This window comes from Paenibacillus sp. 2003, assembly GCF_031455635.1.
Lineage (GTDB): Bacteria > Bacillota > Bacilli > Paenibacillales > Paenibacillaceae > Paenibacillus > Paenibacillus amylolyticus_B.
In genome coordinates, this window is the sequence record NZ_JAVDTB010000001.1 from 2,172,997 (window position 1) to 2,194,450 (window position 21,454).

A 21,454-nucleotide genomic window follows, 5' to 3' on the forward strand; every position below is an offset into this window, starting at 1 on the left:
ATTGTGCGCATTACTCCAATGGTCTACCGAAGTGACAGAACTGAAGTATGGAAATGGGCGTAAAGCGTATTTAAGTGCCTTGATTGATGTATAAGATAACTCGATTGTTTCATGGGTACTTGGTCATTCCAACAACAATAAACTCGTGATGGATACGCTGACAAAAGCATACATCAAGAATCCAGATGTGTCCCCTATGATCCAGAGCGACAGAGGGTTTCAGTACACGTCTCATGAGTATAAAAGCTCCAGTAGAAGTATGGATTTACAAAGATCATGTCTCGTGTAAGTCGCTGTTTGGACAACCAGCCAATCGAACGATTTTGGGGTACGTACAAGTCAGAAAAATTATTACCTTACGAAATATGACACCTATGAAGGTCTGTATAGCGCAGTTCGTCGTTACATGTGTTACTACAACAACTACCGTTACACAGAATGTTTGGACGGCCTGTCTCCGGGTGAATACCGCAGAGCAGCATAACAAAATACCTTAGCACGTCATCCGAGCTAAGGTATCTAAACGACCATTTTTTTGTTTTTTTTACTGTCTACTTGACAGGGAGCAGTTCATTGAGCATGTCGTGGCTTTTTCAATTAATTTTATAAATCAATCACAGTCATTGCACAGTGCGCCATTCAGTGTACCTTTATCGTATAAGGTATTACATCCAGGACAATAGTCATACAAGTTCTTATGATCTTCACATACTCCATCTCCGGATTTTGTTTGATAGACCACATCTGAATTACAGTGGGAGCAGCTATCGTAATAGCCGTCCAGGTGGCTACTTGTTTCCTTGTAACGGCTAATACCGAATCCACCAACGGTAAACTTCGAAGTTTTAGCCTTGATTGAAATCTCATCATCATTATTTTCTAAAGAGAATTCCACTGAATAGTTACCATTAATATAACATTCACCTTCAGTTAATGTGATTTCCTCACCATAGAAATACGAACTAACTGCAATATCAACTTTAGTCGCAAAATTTCCGTGAATAAATGCTTGATCATGATGATAATCGATCGATTCTACAGTGAGATTTACATTAGTAACATCTGCCGGGTACCCGGTAATTTGTACATCTGTAATAGCGTCATCGATGAAAGGTTGAAGATCTCCACTATGGATCAGATAGGTTTCTAAATCATAGTTGCCATTCAGAATCTCACTCCAATCTTCTCCATAAAACAGTTCTTCAATTAAGCTTGCTGAGTATTGTTCGAGAAACATCAAATGGTTATCAATTTCGATTTGGTGTAAGTTAGAAACATATCTCAAAAGGTTCTGACCGGTTAACAGTATGAATTTTTCCCCAACAGTTTCACTGAATTCTTGCGAAAGTTCATAACGTGCACACACTAATTGTTTATCTTCTTTCACCCACCAGTCTTCTTTTGTCTCATCAGTGACCAATATTACACTTTTGTTCTCTGACTTAGCCTTATTAAGAGTTTGTTTCCATATAATCAGATCTCCAAATTTATCTTCTTTAGTTGAATCTTTCACATCTTTTTCTGTATCAATGTACCCTGGTGGAATTGAATATTTAAAACGGATCTCTCCTTCTTGATACAATGAAATAGTTTCTGCAATGGAGAAATTTTTCCCTATTGAACCAGACTTTGCTAGTTCATGTACGAATTTCTTTACAGCATCTTCTTTCAAAACCTCTTTATTATCATCAATCTGATGCTTAATACTTTCTTCATAATCGATTGTAGCCCTATGCATTTGATCAATAAGGCCAGTGATTTGACCTTTGAGCTCATCAATAAGTGGATATCTTAACTCCAAATATTTAATGAATTCACCTTCGATTGTATTCTTGTTTTTCTCAATTGAACTTTGAATTTGTTGCAGAAACAACCGATACTTGTTAAAATTACGACCATGTGCTTTTTTGTGGTTTTTTTCAAACTCTTTAAACACTTGTGCGGGTAACCAGAGTTTATCTTTAACTGAATTCAGTACCTCAATATACTGAATAATTACTTCCGGAGGGTGTTTATACAAACGTAGGAGAACGTTTGTATCAAGTACGATCAACGGATCCGATTCCCAAACCTCACTGAAATCATTGAAGTTATCATTCAACTATTATCTCCCCCATATGGATGATACAATTAGACAAGTTCATTGTAGCAGTTATATGTAAATATATCTAATTTGTGTCACTCTTCTATCCGAGGTCAGGAAGAGGTTCGATTGAAGAGTTTGCTACTTTAGATGAAAATCATAACTGCTCACCACATTAAGTTCTCTATGGGGGATTAAAATGAGTAAAACGAATGAAGAGTTTATTAAACAACAGAGAGTTGGCGACCTCCCGAAAGTGAAACTCATGGCTCCTTCGTCAGAGGGTGGTCCTGATCGCGAAGTGACCGTTGTTTACCAGCGAAAGGCAAACTATGGTACGCCGTCATTCCTCAAAGATAAATAAGCGATTTTTATTGAAAAGCCAGTGTTTAAATGCTGGCTTTTTCTTTATATGTGATAATGAATTTATCAAGTCATGTTGATGTTTGCCTCAATCAATTTATTTTGAAATAGAAAGCTTTTCAACAAAATAATTCTTAATTGCGTAATAATAGTTTAATACATGGTAAATTAGTATAGAACGTAACAAATTAGAAGTTTTGAATGAGATTTTACCGTTCAAGCAAGTGTGGATCACTTATTTTCAGATCTCATTTAGCTTGATGAAATTAGGTTAAAGGAATTTCTAGTTGAATTGAATTCTATACAAGTTAAAATGAATAATTTAGTACTCTTAAAAATCTTGGATTGGATGTTCTGCTCAATAATGGGGGGGGGGGTTATCAGCCAGTACTCCATAGTAGAAATATCTTCACACAGTTAGTATATTAAACCATATGAAATGAGAGTAAATACGAGGAACATAGATGATAATAGACACATTTATCCATATAATGCGACCAACTTCTTATACGCTCTACTCTTTACTTTGAATAAAACATAAATTTTGTACAGCTGGCAACCAAAACTTCAGATTTTCTCCGATCAGAGCTAATAGTGGCCACAGAGGAGAGGAAAGGGCCAGAGCAAAGTGTGAGTAGTGAGTGTGAGTCTCTTTTGAGCGACTAATAGGCTAAAGGATGGATTATGATCAATAGACCAGCTTCAGCGCTTGAAAGTATTTCCACTGGAACTATAATCCCATCTAAAATCACCCGAAATATACATTTATTTATTTCAATGAGATAGAATACGTCTTAAACTTCTGTTCAATAAAAATACCACCCCATAGAATTTCATCGGTTAAACACGTAGGCTTTTCCAATGTCCATTCTAAGGGGTGTCAATCCACAACCGAATTCATCGTTATATCCCATTTTATGAAGAAAACCGTGATCGTAGCTTGCCTTTGCCTTTAGATCTCATATTCAACCGAACAGACAAGACGCGTTTCAATGTTATTAGGAGCATCCCCATCGACTTCGTGGCGCTCATACTCGCATACGATCAAGTTGTACGGTTTATCCCCGCGAGGACTAGGCAATGTAATTTGGCCAGCCCATGTTTCTGGATTCTCAATTGGCGCTAGATAATAAGTAAAGTTGGGAACCGGCAGCCATCCCTGCTCAGGTTTATGTGGATCCATGGTTTGGAGCTTTACCACAACTGCCCCGATTAATGGGCCACCAGGAGCAGTACCAGACAAACTAATATTAAACTTGCGCGAGTCGTTTGGATCCTCCTGGAAAGTGACTAGTCGGTGGGAGGGTGTCTGCATAAAATCCAACAACACCACAGGTGAAAGGTGAGCTCCATTTAAAGACATTGGTTGATAGCGTGTCAGAGCCAAACGAACAAAAAGATCATACTCATCGTAAGTGTTAATATCCACATCGCAGTACCAGCGTTTGTAATCTTGGTCATATTGTACAGTATGGCCCGCCACATGGATGTCCTTACCTGGTAATTCTTGTAGATCATTCACAGTATCCCTTAGAGCTGCTCGCTTGAAATCTTTAAGTTGGGGCAGGGGAGGGAGTGCTCGTGCTCCGCCGCTTCGGATACAATCTTTACCCCACTGCGTAATATAAGGTTTTGCTTGCGGTGGAATTTCGTTGCCTGGAAGGTCGGGCCAGAGAATGACTCCAAGTAATTCTCCTTCACCAGATGAGAACCATGGCCGGTCCAGATATATTCGCAGCCTGCCACCCTTTCGATGAATTTTTGTTTCACTCATGTCTTGTTCACGCTGCCATTCAAACCCGGGAACAGCATATAGAACTCTAGGAGCAGCAGGAGGGGCAGAATTACAAATATCCAAAGTCACACTTTCTGACGATCGAGTGATTTCACCGGGGAAATACGAATACAGAACATGAACCGACTCCCCTTTTCGTATAGCGCCAGTAGTTGTTCGGGTAATAGTTCCACTGCTGTAATCAATTGTATAATCTATTTTTCTCTCGTATTTTATTTTCTTGTCTTTGCTAAGCACGATCTCCGTGTTCTCAACGATATGCGTGTGTCTCAGCTTTACATCTCGAGAACGACTTAGCGTACACCAATCTTCATAAGGAGTGTGAAAGTACTCACTAAACCGGCTGGTGGCATCGGCAGTATAGGTCACCTGGCGGTATTTGGTGTCGCCAAATTCATGTCGGTAGACCAAGGGAACTTCGTTTTCAGAAGCATCTACTTTAATTTCACAGACATGAGCTTGGTGAGAAATCGTTATACATTGGGGCTCGGATAAAGCATCTACAGGCTCCTGCCAGCAAGCGTTAATATCGAGTTTTACGGTTGATTTACCATCCATCCCAATGGAGCCCTTTAAATTTACATAGGTCTGACTCTTTTCTCGATTTGCTACAGTTTCTTGAAAGACTGGCTCAATAAGTGGCTGCCTAACAGCATGCACGAGGGTTAGTTCTCGGCTAGGTGTTAACATCCAAAGTCGGCCTTCGAGTGCTAACCTTCTTAAATAATCACGAGTAGCCGCTGAAGGAAGCGAGGGACCTTTTTCTTCTATTATTTGACGAATCCCCATCAAGTCCCAGTCCTCTTCTGACAAGTAGGAGCTTAGTCGAATGGTCGCCGTTTCGGCCTTTGGCAAATAAACCTTTAATAATCGACGATGCGGATCCCAGTTAGGCTTTCCGTTACCCTCCTCAAGCCTCAGGCGGAAAGGCAGTGCCTCGAACCAATCACCTTCAGTGGTAAATGGCAACATCATTGTCTTGTCAACTCTCGACCCAGGTAGTCCTAGAAACGCGGCCCCACGTGAAATTGGATCAGGCAAATAGGGTAAACGGAGCTGCGACTCTTCGTGTGGTTCTGTTGAAAAATTGCCGTCTTTATTGATCATAATCTGGTATGCATTTGGATCCAAGCCTGACGAAATATCAAAACATCCATGTTGTTCCGCCATCATTTGTGATACTTTAGGTGGTGCAATGTGGCGCTCATTATAGTCCTCAGCAGACGAGTTAAAATTACTTCTTATGATCAGATGGTGTACCGACTCACCTGGCCCAGTGTTCTTTCTTAAAACGACAACGGGAGATTCCACAGGTTCAAAGCGGTTATAGAACAATTCTCGGGTCTGAGAGGTGTTCTCAACTGACTTCGGTAGCGATTCATTCCATTTTCGACTGTTACCGGCAAGATCTACAGCCCTCATCCGAAATCGATATGCGCGGCCGAATCGCAGTCTAGGGAGAGAGCCAGCAACAGGTTTGAAGTGGGTCTCCAATTGAAAATTGGTGCTTGCGTTGTTGCTCGCCGATGCGACAGAATCCTGTGGGTCGATGACCTTGCCAGGTCGCGGCGCTACCAAACTCCATCCTCCCCAAGTAAAGAGTGACTGGTGGAGATGAAGATCAGGAAGATCTTGGGGAGTTTTGTCTGCGGCCGTTGTTAAGCCCATGGAAATAAATCCCTCATCGGTGAGCCTAATTCTATGATTACCGAAGTCGTATTTGCCCTCCCTGTGGCACAAAGAATGCCAAGTTTTAGACTCAGAATCCCATACGTCGACGCGATACCCGCGAACCAATTGCTCCGCAAACAGTAAACCTCCTCCACTTTCGATGTCGGCGTTTAGTCCAACGCTATCATTAAGGGATAGGAATAGCTCTCTTGCTCGATTTCCGTGCACAATTGAGATACCATTTGAACGGAATGAAGGGAGGGCACTTCCTGTCGAGTGATCCCACTGTTGATTCTTCGCAACGTTCCGGATAAATTCCAGAAACTTAAGTGAAGTGCTGTCCGCATCTACCTGAATGACCGAATAGGGATCAACGTCCTCTACATGGTTAATTCGTGTATCAACCAATTGAACATATCCTTCTGATATCCCCGAACTGGCCGGAGTTGCTGTAAAGCTGTTATGAGTAAGGTCTATCGAATATTGGGTCTCAGGGCACCGATCTATGCTATCGTCAAATGTCGATGACCAACTGGGAAGGATAGCTACACTTCCGATCAGAGGAATACCTGCTTCGAGATCCACTACTAGATCGAATGCCAATCCCAATTCACGAAGCAATAGTGGATAATCTCCGAGACTCGAGATGACTTGGTGAAAATCGAGTCTCGGGATTTGAGGCTCTACTCTGGTAAAAGGATCACGTTGCGGATAGAATTGCTGCAACTGAACTAGATCTTTACGCCATTGACCAGCATCATCCCGGTCCTTTATTGATTCTCGTGGAAGGGCAAATCGTTCCCTAAGCATGTTGTTTATATCAACTTTGTCCTGATCGGTGGGAATGAGATCATTTAGATAACCCCATCGTTCTTCATCAAAGCGTGGGTGCTCAGTTGGATGTTTCTGAGCCACATCTTGGTAAAAACGTTTGATCAACCAAAGGATATTGCCAACAGGATAAGATCGGATCTGCCTCTTGTGAAAATTGTCAGGGTTAAATTCATAGGGCAGCACAGATGTTTCTGCTGGAAACAAATCTCTCCATAAATCCAATCGAGGTGTATTTATACTCGCAACAGTTGCCTTCAGTGTAGGGCCTTTAGTAAAACGAATTGAGAATTCTCGATTTTTTTTCGGCCAAGTAAGGAAGTCGGGAAATTGCTGAAGCTCCAAAGTTCCATCTGGGCGAGTTGGTTCTGCAGCATCACCCATCAACCTCGGTGAGACCACGGCTGAAAGTCGTAGTTTCGGCTGATGGCCAGCTATTATCCCGTTCGGATGAGCTGTCCACAGCACAGTCTGTTTAAGCATATGAAATCCTCCTTTATTAAGTAAAGGCACTACAATATGAGTACCAGTCATCTTCATTAATCATCTCTTCGATGAGTGGGTCTCCATCAGAGCCCGAGAACTGCTTTTCCACTGTCAGGTCCACACTCTTGGTTGTTAAAAGCAAATGTATCTTCACCGTCAATGTCGCTTGTCCCCATGCTTTACCAGGGTCACGATAATTTAGACTAAGATAGAACTCAGCAGAAACTGTGACTAACCCGAGTACTTGTAGCACTCCGCCGCAGCGCACATAGCCCGTGAGTTGGCAAATTTGCTTATCTGGGGCGACATTCTCCATCCTGTAGTATATTCCCGCCATTAGGTAAATTCCGCCACTAGCCACTCCTAGATCAAGCGCTTGATTACCGCCGAATTCCAGGGAGGCTTCAAGTAATTTGACAGGGTTTTCTTTGTCGAGCGACAACATTATGCCGAAGAAGCCGCCGCCTCCAAATGTTCCAACCGTAAGCACAAAAGGATTCTCCCTTGAAGCGAAAGCAAAGTAAAAAGTGGCGGGAGAACCATCAAAGGGAAGATCAAACCTGGTGAAAAATGTCAGGTTCTGAAGAGCCAGAATGCCCAGGGTCACATTAGGAAGTGCCATACTGGAACTTACAGAAACCCCTGATGGTGTAACATCAATCCCTGAATCCTCCCCAACAGACTTCAGGAAATTCTGAAGGCTTGATACAAATTGCAGTGCGCCACCAAATTCAACATTTTCGATCTTAGGGGTAACTACAGGCTTTTGGCCGTTTCTTGCTTTAAAGGTCAATTCGCTGAAATGCAGAGTCAGGAATTGAGTTGTCTGGTCAGTCCCTATCAGATTAACCTTGAAATTACGCAACTCTCCGGTGACCTCATATGTAGATTCCGGAGGGGAGTGTTTCGTGTAAATCAAAGCAGAAAGTTTCATTGAGGTATCTTTGGTTACCTCAAAGATATGTTTCGAATCGGACTTCATTTGTGGCTCCAACTTATAGAGGGTCTCAATGGCTTCAGGCGCTCTATTTTTGTCTTCGTGTCCATTAACCTTTGGATAAATCACTCGGTTGGTCAATTGTGGTATACTGCCCGGAGATTCAGAAAGATTTACGTTTGATACAATATCTGTTAGTAGTATTCCTCCCAGTAATTTGGCTTCTCCAAGAATACTGCCAATAAGTTTCTCATCTAAACATTCCTTAATAGCATTTTCCGCTACTGGGCCATATGTGCGTGACAGACCTTTGATGGATAGACAAGGCTTAATAATACCGCCTGCCTTATCTCCTGAAAAAGGAAAAGTCTTTGGATCAGTTAAGAGCGGCAGACATAAAAACACTTCTCCCGGGTTTTCTAACTTATTTTCGAGCCCCCATTGAAGGTAATTTCTATCATATTGAAAAAGTAAACCTTCATTACTGTCGAGATTGTTACTATCCGCACCTACGATTTGCTCAACTGCGGGAATTTTGACGTCTGCAAGTTCCATAATGGGGTAAAATCCTGGTAACACTTTTGTTTTCTCTGCTCCAAATGTTATGGAATTCACTACAAACTCAGTGTCCCCAGGTTTGCTCGTAGGTGCAAAGGATACTTTTTGCCCATCCAGTGACCTTTTTTTTCTTTCTGGACTGTATTCTGTAATAAGTTGGTCAACCATTCTTTCATCTTCTGTAGGATCGTTAGGATCGTTAGGATTGTTCTTTTTTTCTACAAAAGCAAGTGCGTGTGTAAATGATTTCCATTTTCCATCGTAGTCTTTTCCCTCCATTTGGAATAAAAAGTCTTCGTTACCCAACTCATTGTTATAAACCTGTATCCATGGTGTTACTTCAATAGGAGGTGTTTGGAGAGTCTTTACCCTAACTTGCGTAAATGGGAAATTACGGCCTTCATCCGGCATGCCAGGTGCTGGATAGAACCGTTCAGGTTCACGAACGACCACAATATCCCAAGAGATGAGATAGGCTACCATTTCTTGTGAAGGAGAGAGCTGGCATCTGCGCTCGGTCAAAGTGATCTTGGACGCACGATGGCCGGTAGGGAATAGATACCCCTCACGAACAATTTTGACATAGCAGTCGCGACCCATAGTAGCTCTGTGGGTCCAATTGCTTAAATTAGGGAGTGAAGAAGTCGGATCATATGGCCAATTCCCCTCGATGTCTAACCAAGCTCCCAGAGAAGAAAGCATCATGTTGTTGACCTTGATAGCCTCAAGATGGTTTGATGAATTAATAACAATATCTTTTCGATCCTCTTTTTTCAGCGACATCATCGTGAAAGGATTTCCTTCGTCCTTGTTCTTGCACCAGACTGCACGCACGGTCCGTAAAGAGGCTTCCTGTTCATTGATACCATCCTTTGTTCGTACCCCTAGGCGAGTGTGCCAGAGCTCTGTCATCCCTTCATGAGTTATTGGTTTAGCTGCATGTTCCCATCCTGCAAACCAGTTAGGGGAGAGGATAAGCCGGTATGGAGCCTCAATTGCAGTATGCTGTACGCCTGGAGCCTCTGTTTCTTGCGCTGGTAGTTCTGGCAATAACAAAGGTCTAGACTCGTCTACGTTATATCCTGTTACGTGACTAAGTAAGAGGTTTGGGGCGACTGGTGACGGCATGGCCGATGGAACGACGCTCTGTTGATAGTTGGACCAGTTGAGAAACGTCTCCAATGCATACGGAAGTTTTTTCACTTTTTTTGGAATACGGAAGGCTAATCGGCTAGGTCCGGCCATGCGTGTAGAGACTGGTAGGTTTGGAGTCGAGTGCTCATTGAATGCCTCCTCCACGATGTGTTGAGGGGGGAAATAGACAATAAGGTAAGCAGGTGTATCAGCCGACACCTGTTCCAAATGTGCATGTTGGCCTCCGCCGGTTCGAAAGGCAAGATTCACAAAAGCGATCTGGAGTGACAGCAAGTCTTTTGGGCGAAGCAATGAAATCGCAAGATCCGACATAGCTAAAATCGGAGAAGGGAGGTCCGGGTCGATCAGCAAAGCAGGCAGCCCTAATGCTTCTGTGTGTGCAAAACCTGGATGCCGCTCTGCTCCTGCCGGATATATGCCTAATACACTGAAAGGCTTGGTTGGAATTGCCTCTACAATGATCCCATTAAGGGGGGCGGCAAAGGATAACAAGGCAGGTGCAACAATGGCGGACTCAATACGCTTGTCCCTGGCAACTAACTCAAAACTGGCATCGTGTCCGTCACCTAAGAGCAGGCTACAACCTCTCAGATGGTACCAGATGGGCTCTGAGCTGAAGCTTCCAAATTGTGCAGATTGCATCGTGTTCTCGTCAAAACCCATGGCATAGCGTACCTTGTAAAGTGGGAATGGATTTGGCATACCGTGAAGTCTAAGTTTCCAGATTCTCTTATCTTCTTGAGCTGGCTGGGCAACAAATGCTTGTTCCTTACTCCCATTTCCATTGACCGCTGTTTCTAAATGTAATTCATCATATAGATAATCCGGAAATTCAGGCGGTTCCACTTGCCAACCTTCTGGTAGCGTGATTGCAGGGGATAACGATGAGGTTCCCCATAATCGGTGAAAAGAGAATATGGTGCGCCGAGCTGGTGTCACTGCAAATAGGCTATCGTGATGTTGATCTGCCATCCCAAAAACAATTTCATCTGAATGGACAGATGCGCCCAAATAGTGTAACCAAGCTATAGTCTGACCTTTCAGGCGGAAGATCCAACCAGGGAAAAACTCCATCATATCTGTGTACCCATCAAGGAACACTTCACCGTGCTTTCCAAGCTTACAGATCAAATCTTTATCAAAATCAACCCATTCACTAATAATTGGATGTTCTCCTGTTAACCATTTAGCCAACGAGACATGACTGTGGATTTCCCCAAAATCAAGCTTAAGGTCCATTAAATGAATATCGTTCTCAGAGTTAACCTCACAAATTAGATTTGCCGAAAGACCGGTTCCAGGGAAAAATGCGTTCTTAAGTTCCACACGGATCCTGTTTGGGGTAGAATCATCCACCACAAGATTAGGAGTTCCGTCAAAATGTGATTCGTCAATCACCCATCGCTCTTGACCTCCGAGTAGAAATACAACCCGTTTTGGCGATTCAATTCTAACTTCCGGAATCTCCTCTGACAACGGAGAGGGGACCAACATGTTTGGATATCGCTGTTGTTTCAGGAATGTCGTATTCAGTTCTATGCTCATTTACTTAGCCTCCTTTGTCATTACTCTTTATCAATTTATTGCGGTATCTTATTTGAGTGTAGCCATTAAGGTCTTTAACAATCACACGGAGATTAAAAGTTAACCCCAAGAAATAATTCAGTCAATAAACCTGTGGGCCGAACTATACTTTAGACAAAACTGAAGATCGGAGAGAAATGGGGGATTGGTCAACTGAATTGTCTCCCAATTTCATATATTTTTAATTGTAGGTTCCAATATGAAAGTGATCTTTATGATTTACATCTTCAACGAACTTACTTAACGACAAGCCATGTTGAGTATGGTAACGAATTTCTTTGACATTTGTATGATCTTGACAAATTTGCATGAAAAATTTCTGGATTTCAATCGACATAGTAGTATTTTGGTTGTCGCGATTGCGGATGTCGATCGTTCTACCATCATCATGCTTACTATGTTCTGGTGTATCATGACCATCAATAAGTGAACAATCGTTGATTTGCAATCTATAATTTGTTTGCTGAAAAAATTTATTTGCAATTTCATTAAGGGTCTGACTTGTAGTCGTTGTAACCCAAGAGTGATCCAACTGGCAACTTTCTTCTACACCATCTGCACGTGCTCCATCAGGGGTATCATTATAATTGATAAGGGATTCAGTCTGACTAAGGACTCGTACCCACCCCATGGGAGATATACCAATCGCAGCTGCCATGTAGTTTCGGGACCTTGCACCGAAAATTCCATCAGCATCAAGACCGACCAAGGCCTGAAACTGCTTTACATTTGCTTCTGTGTTGGCGTCAAACGTTGTGCTTGTATTATCGATTTTGGGGATGTCTCCCCAAGCTGCTTCTTCTGATGCACCGAAAGTAGCACGGTACTCCTGCAGATTTTCCTTTAGGACTGAAACCATCTCATGTACATCGTTCAATCTATATGAAGTCTGCCATGTGGTAGTAAAGGCTGCGTTAGCGTTTGCATTACCTATAGCACAAATGTTGTTATGCGCAATAATTCCAGTTGTCATTGATTTGTCCTTCTTTCATTTAGGAGTCAAAGCCATAGGTAGTGGCACGATTGTGAGCATGAAGCATAATCACTCCCTTAATCGTACTAACCACTTTGTCTTAACAAAAATTAGGTTATCCATGTGTCTCTTTATTAATACAAAATTAAAAAATTCATATTAGGGACAAGAACTTGAGTCAATGATTACCGTATTGTAAGAACTTTTTCTAATGGCCTATCAGGTGTAAATCTAATCCGTTTTGTATAAATAAAGGCTTCAAAAATACTACAAAATTTATTTATAATGTACCGAGAATATCGACCTAGTACATCCGCAATGAGCTTATCTGCAAAAATTTCCACAAAATAAGGGTGTTTTATGTATAAAAGATGCAAAAGATATCTCAAAGATTTTATAAAAAGTTTTAACTTCAAGATTAATAAAACAGTTACAAAAACTTAAAACGATTAGGAGGATGAACAATGGAATTGAAGGGATCAAAAGAATCACAAAAGGCTCACGATCATTTTTTAGAAACTGGATGGCAGGTATTCTGTAATGATCCAAGTCACTTTGGGACATCATGGGGGAAATGTTATAAGACCAGTGTGGAGGCATATGCGGCAAGGACAGCTCATGATAACGCCAAACATGGTACGGTAGAAACTGCAGGAAGCGTACAAGGAAGTTGCAGGAAACCAACAGGTGATTTTGGAGATTGATTTATGATAGTACTACTAATGGAAATCAAAATATGAAAACTAAAAGAGAGAATTGTTTTGTGAATTTGGATCACACAAATTGTCGAGTTAGTTAATTGTAAATCAAATTAATAAATGATCAAGAAGGGGCATTTCGCAGAACGAGAAAACCCACCATAAGGTTGACGACCTTACGGTCGAGGGACAAGAACATGATCGCATTGAAGAGTCGCTATTTTAGCGGCTTTTTTATGTTATCGGTACAAGTGTGTCGCGGGACAAGAACCTCACCGATTTCCGTATTGGACAAGAACATGTTCCTAATGTAGATTGGCGTATATCTAATTGTTATTTTGCTGTAAAAGGGAGGGTTTGTCAGATAATTTGTCGAATTATTACAGCTAAAGATGTAAAGAACTGACATCATGGAATAACCGTAAAAGAAGATTATTCAAGAAATTGTGGTATTAGGAGTGTTGTTCAATAATGTTGTTTACACCAGATTATATTGAAAACTTACTAAGCACTTTAAGCGAAACATGGATTCCAAATGAATTAGCTACTCTTTACAGCAATTCCCGAACGGAAATGAACATCCGTGATAAATTCAACATCCAATTTGCTAAAGCTCTCAAAGACAATGACACATACTTTATTCAGCGTGAGTGGAAAAGAAGAGACTTGGCAATAATTAGGTATCAATATAAGCAGACAGAGCCGGTCGCTTTGTTTGAATTCAAGGCACGACATGCTTGGTTTATTGCTAGTACTGAACGAGGGAAAAGTAATGGGGAAAGTGGATATGATAAGGTATTTTACGGCGATTATGGTGTAAAAAATGGTGTAATACAGGATATCAATAAACAGGCTACATATTCAGAGAAAATCCCTTGTTACAATATTTTGATTGGTGTAAATCCTATGAGCAGAATTCCTGATAAATATACTGTTTTCAGTAAGGATTGCAAGGAAATCAAGCGTATTAACAAATCTTTTGATAAGTTCGGTAGCGCCGTGGAGATTAAGGAGTTATGTAATTCTAACGTTAAGAGATTTTGCGATGAACGAGATCACGATTTCTTTACTTTGGAGTACAACATTGGTAGGGCGCTCGAAATAGAATGGGAAATGCTCTTATGGGGTATCTATAGGATTCCTTGATTCATTCTTATCAGAAATAAAGTATGGAGAAATATTCCACACGAGTTGGCTTAATGCTTTATATTAAGATTCCGATTTACATGGCTGATACACATATTCGTGAGGTGTTCATTATTGAAGGAGGCTGTGCCATTTGCTCCCACAGTATAGCTTCATTTTAAAAACGGTATACTAGTTTCTAAGGAGTTCATGACAATGAAGGGCGAGACCTGCTGGAAATAAAAAGAGCGCCATGGTAGGATTCGTGTAAAAATGAAAGGTCCGCAGAGAGGCACTACAGAGAAGTTTACAATTATCTAGAAAACCCTCAGTTAGGTATTTCTTGATAAAATTATCAGATTGGAATGTAGAGGATTTAGTGGTAAAACTCAGCGTGTAGAGTACATTCAAATTTGAAATCGAGAGGAGTTTTGGACATTAAAATTTCGAATGGAAATGACGAAATCATACCTCATGGATCCCGTGTGGTCGTTGATAAGGAGCCTCACCAGAAGTCTTTACAAAGTGCTAATGTACTTTTTAATTTTATGACTGAATTACAATATCTAAAAAAAACTTTACAGAAGAAAGCTTTAATTCCTCGATATTATGAAGAAGATATATCGTATCTTAGTATAACAGGCTAATGGGACAAACCTTCCAGTTATATACTGTTGTTGGTTACTATAACTTAATTGTTCATGAAATCATAGATTCAAAAGAGAACAGTTTACAAATGCTTGTGCGACCATCCAGTGAGGAAGGAATTTATCAGTCGACAAAAATATTATTGAATTCTAATGATGCACAGAAATTCTTAGATGAGAATGGAGAATTAAAGCAAGCTGAATTAATTAAATGGTAAATAAAGTAGCGGCTTTTTGTTTTGAGGAATTATCTTGACTTCAATTTCGCAAGACTATTAGTCAAAATACGGATTTTGTGTAATAGTCTTAGAAAAACCGCATAGCGACGCGGGTTTATCGATCCATGTTATTTACTGCATTACGCATCTCTTCGTCAGTTAGGTGTGTGTATATCATTGTCGTTTGAATAGATGAATGTCCTAATTGATTCTTTAACCTGGGTACATCGTTATTTTCCAGATGATATCGTGTTGCAAAGGAGTGTCTGAGAGAATGCACTGTTAACGAAGGCTTTCCAAAGGCTGTAGCATACTTTTCAACGAGTTTTTCGATAGATCGTTGTGTCAAACGTCGACTTTTTCCTTTACGACCTACAGGCGCTGCTACGAACAAATAGTTATCGGATTGTTCTGTTCCATATCTTGTTTCTCTAATACTCAGATAACTTTCTAAATCCACTAATGCCTGCCTGCTAAAGTAAACATATTGTTCTTTATCACCTTTACGTATTACTCGGACTAAAGCTTTATTCATATCTAGATCATCCGTATTAATGCCTGAAACCTCGGATAATCTAAGCCCAGAACCCAATATCAACGAAATAATTGCGGTGTCACGTTCACGGTTAAATTGATGAAACGAAAAGATCCGTTTATTGTCTTTATGCTTTTCGCCAAAATCATAGGCTACAAATTGTCTGAACAATTCAAAATCGTCTTCTCTTAGAATTTTTCCTTCAATACGATTTGCGATAGTTTCCTGGCTTTCTTTTATAGTATTCAAATCCATCTTGGCCATAACATTTCGTTGGATATAAGGCTTTAGGTCGCGGGTTTCAGCCTTATTCTGCAGGTAATCGAACAAAGATTTTAGTGAGGACAATTTCCGATTAATCGTCAGCTTTTTGTTTCCCAACTGATAATCCAGGAATGACATAAAGTTTTCCGCCTCACGAATGGTTAATCGTTCTAATGTTTCTAAATGTATTTCTTTCCGGGTTGATGAAGTTATATCCTCAGTGATAAGCCAATCAAAAAAGATAATGTAATCATGGCAATAATTAAGAAGTGTCGTTGGAGATAACTTTCGTTTTTTACTATCGATAAATTCTGTAACGTACCAAGGCAAATCAGATAGTTTATCATCAATTCGTTGCATATAGTGCATTTTCATTTGTTTATCCATATATGTATACGTACCTCCGTGTTTTTAATATATCTCATCTTTATTTATTCGTCAAATTATTATTTTACGTAATTATGTGGTTGTTGTACCGAGTTGAACGCTCTCTTTCGTTGCTAAGTACCTACTTTCACGATAAAATAAAAAAGCCGCTAAAATAGCAACTTCAAGTAATAATTAACTTCAAGTTCAACGGTTAGTGTATTTACAGGCTGATCGTTTTTATCAAATTCACCAATAAAGGAACCCTTTTGGATCTTAGATAGCTGGGCCCTGGGAGGAGCGCCAAACTCATGAATCTTCTCGGTCTCCCCTTTCCAATAGGCCGTATTCTCTTTAATAGCCGTTGTACGGGCTTTTGTTTTAGCAGAATGAACAAGAGTTCAACTGCTAATCCAATCGTTTCTCGGGCATTCTCGGCCGTTAGACTGATCTGATTTCCGAATTAATCAAATTCTTGTACGATTATCCCTTAATGATAATACTGCTTATGCCTTATTATCCAATTTTGAATTCACCTGATTTTTCAGCCCAATCTACAAACTTTTCAAAAATTATCTACTAAGGAAATTAACAACCTTTAAGGCCATTTTCTCCCTCCTTGTGGTGCGTTCAGAGAATTTAGACGTATTAAATGAGGTTTATTGCTAGTCCTTGAGTTGATTTCATACTATGAGATTTTTTTGAGACTCAATTATGAATGTAAGATTAGATGAAATGTTAGAGAAATCTACATTTCAATATTACACTTGTGTAGGCTTATAATCTTTCCTAGAAATATATTCCCCATTATAACCAACGATCCTGAGGTAAACTCTCATAAGCAAATCATTATACTCAGTATAAAAGTTGTAGAGTTCTCCGCTCTCCATAAATGGGATTGTGCCTGTATGGAATAATGGGTTCCTGACCTTTCTCAAATCATCATTCAATAATTTTTTGGGTATAAATTGCAGCCGTTTATTAAGTAATGTCATTTTCTGTTGAATGTTCATTTCCTCTAATTTGTCTCTACTTAAACCGAGGCTGACTAGATAGTTTGAAATCAGGAATTCATACGCCATAATTAAGTGGGCAAGTTTGTTGTCAATGAATTTTTGATTTTGTAAGTCAACGGTTCTGTTGACATACCCAAGTAATTTCAAGGGATCTTCGAGTTCTCTATACTTTTGATATGAAGATTCAAATAGATTCTTAAGCCCGCCCCTAATCATAAGGTTATCAATGATAGCATTACTATTAAATCTTGATTTTATAGTGTCCATAACATCGATTCTTACTATTTCATTATTATCATTGTAGTATTCGACCTTTTGTGGATGATTAGTTGTTAAAGTTAATGAACTGAGAAAAGTAGTTATACTTTGAATCTCATCTTTTAGTTCCTCTATGGTTTGGCTTTCGTAAGGTGACACCATAAAATAGGATAATATTCCATAATTAATCCTATCAATATTAATGAGATCCTTAATTTCCTTAGTTTTCTCCATTAGTTTAAATTCTATAGTTAAGCGCTTCAGGTCAACCAAGAACTTATCGAGCACCATATGTTCGTTGATTCGAGAATATTCAAGACCTAAAAAATCAAAATTTGTTATATAGACCTTTGCTTTTGAAGGGCGACAAACTTCTTCTCCTGTTTTTTCGAAAATAAACTCTGGTGACTTACAGTAAAGTACTTGTGTCAAACCGTCTGACTTATAAACAATGGATGCGACCCACAATTTTTCAATATTAATAGACCAACCATCCATTTCTTTGCAGTATCCTGAAAAACTGTGTTCTTCACGTTTATAGTAAGGGGGCCCTTGGTATTTTAGAATAAAGTGGCTAGTCCCCGTGATGTCTAAACAAAACTCCCATGAAACAGGTAAAGATGTCGAAGCAGTCATAAGATTTCCTGTTCCTGAAAGGTACCTTATTAGGGAATACGGATAGATATCACCTAGTTTGTTATGAAAATCATTTTCCGTTACCTTACTATCTCCGCTTTTCAATTGCTCAGCTCCTATCTTATCAATTCCATATGTGAAAAAATCATCTTAAGAACATTCTTTGAGAGCATTTTGAGGATAGTTTTCATACAGCCATCAAAAGATATTAATCAAATTATACTATCCCTGCCTTATTCGTTATTCGACTCGCATAGTCGGTAGTACGAGGTTAAAACGTCGGGATTGAAAGGACACAGCACCAGGGATGAAATGCAGATCAACCAAAGTATTTTTTCTTAAGAGGTAGATTTCCTGGTGTTGAAAGCATTGCTTCTATTTCTTCACGTTGAATTAGTACTTTTTTGAATGGAATAAAATAATTTGTACCTTGCATAAGATCACTATTGAACCAATCTAAAAAATCACTAGTAATTTTACGATTAGTTACAACTAGATAGTAATCAGGTTGATGCATAAGAACTTTAATCATTTCTGTATATATTTCCTCAATAGTTAAACTAGTGTTTTTATTTACTGAGTATTTACATTGAAGTATCCATTTTGTTGATACATTTGTTTTTGGCAACCACGAAGTCATGTTTATTTCGAATTGACCGTCACGCGCTCGATCTACACCTACTCCGATTCGACTAAAATTCTCTGTTTGGGCGTGCAGTATTAATGTGTTAATGAGATCCTCAAAAGCATCAGATTGCTTTGCACCCGAACAGTCATCAGGAACAATTAGTTCCGACCAATTAAACTCATACCTATCATTAGAAATCTTTGAATAATCTTCTTCATCTATCTCGGTCAACAATATTCGTTCAGTTGAAATTTGTGTTTCAAGATTGCCCGCCTTGTTTATCCACCGTATGTCCTTTAATTCAAGTGCGAAGAACTTATCGTCATATTTGCACAAGACCTTGACTATATATAAAGCATCCGTAAGTTCATTCGTGATCTGCTTAATTTTCATTAGATAAGTTTCGTCTTTGAATGAATGAATTGGAACTGGTAAACCTTGCATCATTGATGGTACTGTTGGCCTAACATATGAAAATGTTCCTTGGCCTAAAAGAGTTAACCCTTCTTGATTATATATAAAGCACTTTTCTCCTTGCATTTCATCTAAGATGGTTGCTCTTTCTAAACTCACTGTCCCAGCTCCTTTCCATTTATAAATTGATCATTTGGAAAGATGTAGAGTAGCCAGTCAATGATATCAAAAATTGATTCTTTAAGATCTAATTTGATTGAATCGAAATTGATGAGGGTAGTAAAGAAGATACTTTTGCAAAAAACTTTAAACCGCTCAACTATACGCTCTTTTAAAGCCTCTTTCCCGGAGACATCAGCAATATTAAAAAACTCTAAGAAGTCTTCGAATAGCCAAACTCTCATATCACCGTAAGTTACGTTAGATTGATTGTAATTAGTCCCTGAGATAAATATTGAACATGCCGCAGCAAGCTTAGAAGGATGCTCCACAGGCTCAAACAAACTTGTAAGCATAGCTTTTAGATATTTTAATTGATCGTTAACATCAAATGTCCGACAAAAGTGATCAAAATTTTCTGAAGCTTTTAAAATTGATTGCCTCCACTGACTTTCTTTAAGATCAAAATTTAATAAGAGGTCAATTAATGTCGAGTCAAAATCATCAATTGATTTGGGACTATAAGGGATTGTTTTCTTTGATGATGACCCAAATGAAACGCTATTAATGTCGTTATTATATGCAACATATCTGTCACTAATCGTAAATTCGTGTTCTTCTTCACGTGTAGCGAAGAAATACATTAAGCTTATTCTGCTCTTCAGTTTATTTTCAGCTCTCGTTATAGCCATTTCGAGATCACCATTAGCTGCTTTGGTGTTATTTACAAGCACCCATGTATATTCTTTTTGAGGTTCGTCAGGGGCACTAATGCGATGAGGTATATCAAACCCTTTTGTTATTTCACTCTGCCAACCTTCAAAAAGTGCATCCGATAAGAATACATAATCTCTGAATTCAAGTCTTGAGAAGCTATTATCAGCTTTCAGATGCTTTACATGCAAAGCAACTGTATAAACTACATCATTTAGCCTTTCTAAACACATTTGATTTACTAGATGCTTAATTTGTTCATTATCAAGTGCATTAAATGCCTGTTCGAGAACAACTCCAAAATCTGTATGGACAATAATTCTATTAACAATCATATTACGAAGAGTATTCGTCATACTTACCCGTTGATTGCTTAATACCTTTAACGGTATCTCTTGAATACACGAAGCAGCCTCACGAATGTCCTCACTATAGGAGTCATACCAGTCTAATAGTATAGAAACATTCATATCGCCTTTTATAAGATCCTCAAGTTTCTGACTATAACTTGATGCTAACTCCTTAATTTCATCTAAATCTTTGAACTGACTAATTGCCTCACTATAAATCCTCTCACCTTCGTCAGCATTTTTACCAATCCTCAGCTCATTAGCATACCTTGAGATTATCAATAATTGAAATTGATTAGTTAATTGTGTTATAGAATCTTTAGTTAGCCTGTCACAATGAGTATAAAGAATATGTTCTCTTAATAAATCTTCTATTTTCTTGTACAAGTATTCAAGTGATTTACGTATATGTTTTATTGAATAATTCCGGCTCTCATATCCAATTAATAGATTATTACGAAGACGATACAAAAGAAAATAAAGTGGTTTTTCACCAGATTCTTGTCTTATGTTCTTGTAAAGTAGTTCATTAGTGTAATCTACCAGATTTGATTCAGATTTTTTATATTGCTCAAGAAATTGAGAAAATGTTAGATTTATTGTATTCGGTTCTTCCAACTTCTCTTCAGTCCTAAGATCTTCTCTCAAAAAGTCCTCCATTTTTGAAGTAAGCAAATAATCCAATAATTCAATAACAATGGGTAATGTCGCTTCTTCATTAAATAGGTCTGTGTCCCACTGTAATTGTAAATGATTATCTAAATAATACTGAATAATTTGATTGCCATGAACCTTTTCGACTGGAGTGTTTTTAAGATATATTTTCCATAAAGCAAGTTCTATTTTATCAAAGATAGCTGTCATATATTTAGATAACATTTCATCAAAAGGGTTGTTAGAATCAAAATTCCAAGTTTTTATTTTTTTATACATTGTATTCTCCTTGTTTTTTTATAAAAAACACTCAACAAAATATGAATATGTCTTAGT

At 39.0% G+C, this 21,454-nt stretch carries 11 protein-coding genes and 1 pseudogene; 4 read left to right on the forward strand and 8 right to left on the reverse strand.

The window, feature by feature from the left end; genetic code table 11:
• Positions 1-361 precede the first annotated feature (361 nt).
• Positions 362-484 (forward strand): annotated as a pseudogene (locus J2X75_RS30335) (IS3 family transposase); the annotation flags it as partial.
• Between the two features lie 126 nt (positions 485-610).
• On the opposite strand, the gene J2X75_RS09385 reads toward J2X75_RS30335, so the two are convergent.
• Positions 611-2,101 carry a PIN-like domain-containing protein gene (locus J2X75_RS09385; protein WP_310335955.1) on the reverse strand — a complete coding sequence of 497 codons (1,491 nt, stop codon included), beginning with the start codon at positions 2,099-2,101 and terminating at the stop codon, positions 611-613.
• A 181-nt stretch (positions 2,102-2,282) separates the two neighbouring features.
• On the opposite strand from J2X75_RS09385, the gene J2X75_RS09390 reads away from it, so the two are divergent.
• On the forward strand, positions 2,283-2,447 hold the full coding sequence (locus J2X75_RS09390; RefSeq protein ID WP_310335956.1) for a hypothetical protein: 165 nt from the start codon (positions 2,283-2,285) through the stop codon (positions 2,445-2,447).
• A 951-nt stretch (positions 2,448-3,398) separates the two neighbouring features.
• Here the strand turns inward: J2X75_RS09390 and J2X75_RS09395 are convergent.
• The 3 genes from J2X75_RS09395 to J2X75_RS09405 all read right to left on the reverse strand — a co-directional run bounded on the left by J2X75_RS09395 (position 3,399) and on the right by J2X75_RS09405 (position 12,436).
• On the reverse strand, positions 3,399-7,226 hold the full coding sequence (locus J2X75_RS09395) for a hypothetical protein (protein WP_310335958.1): 3,828 nt from the start codon (positions 7,224-7,226) through the stop codon (positions 3,399-3,401).
• Between the two features lie 16 nt (positions 7,227-7,242).
• Complete coding sequence (locus J2X75_RS09400) at positions 7,243-11,424, reverse strand: hypothetical protein (protein WP_310335960.1); 4,182 nt, start codon at positions 11,422-11,424, stop codon at positions 7,243-7,245.
• 220 nt (positions 11,425-11,644) lie between these two features.
• The gene (locus J2X75_RS09405; protein WP_310335961.1) at positions 11,645-12,436 is read right to left on the reverse strand and encodes a peptidoglycan-binding protein; all 792 of its coding nucleotides are present in this window, start codon (positions 12,434-12,436) and stop codon (positions 11,645-11,647) included.
• A gap of 464 nt (positions 12,437-12,900) precedes the next feature.
• Between J2X75_RS09405 and J2X75_RS09410 the strand changes: the two genes are divergently transcribed.
• Together J2X75_RS09410 and J2X75_RS09415 are read left to right on the forward strand one after the other, a co-directional pair.
• On the forward strand, positions 12,901-13,140 hold the full coding sequence (locus J2X75_RS09410; protein ID WP_310335965.1) for a hypothetical protein: 240 nt from the start codon (positions 12,901-12,903) through the stop codon (positions 13,138-13,140).
• Positions 13,141-13,605: 465 nt separating this feature from the next.
• Positions 13,606-14,280, forward strand: a complete 675-nt coding sequence (locus tag J2X75_RS09415) for a hypothetical protein (RefSeq protein ID WP_310335966.1) — start codon at positions 13,606-13,608, stop codon at positions 14,278-14,280.
• 959 nt (positions 14,281-15,239) lie between these two features.
• Here J2X75_RS09415 and xerS read toward each other — a convergent pair.
• The 4 genes from xerS to J2X75_RS09435 form a co-directional block, all read right to left on the reverse strand.
• A complete protein-coding gene (gene xerS / locus J2X75_RS09420) occupies positions 15,240-16,310 on the reverse strand; it encodes a tyrosine recombinase XerS (RefSeq protein ID WP_310335967.1) in 1,071 nt (356 codons plus the stop codon).
• A gap of 740 nt (positions 16,311-17,050) precedes the next feature.
• Positions 17,051-18,304, reverse strand: a complete 1,254-nt coding sequence (locus tag J2X75_RS09425; protein WP_310335969.1) for a hypothetical protein — start codon at positions 18,302-18,304, stop codon at positions 17,051-17,053.
• 214 nt (positions 18,305-18,518) lie between these two features.
• Positions 18,519-19,400 (reverse strand): hypothetical protein, encoded by an 882-nt coding sequence (locus J2X75_RS09430; protein ID WP_310335970.1) that lies wholly within the window; start codon positions 19,398-19,400, stop codon positions 18,519-18,521.
• Positions 19,397-21,397, reverse strand: a complete 2,001-nt coding sequence (locus J2X75_RS09435; RefSeq protein WP_310335972.1) for a hypothetical protein — start codon at positions 21,395-21,397, stop codon at positions 19,397-19,399. The genes J2X75_RS09430 and J2X75_RS09435 overlap by 4 nt, the downstream gene beginning before the upstream one ends.
• Positions 21,398-21,454 lie beyond the last annotated feature (57 nt).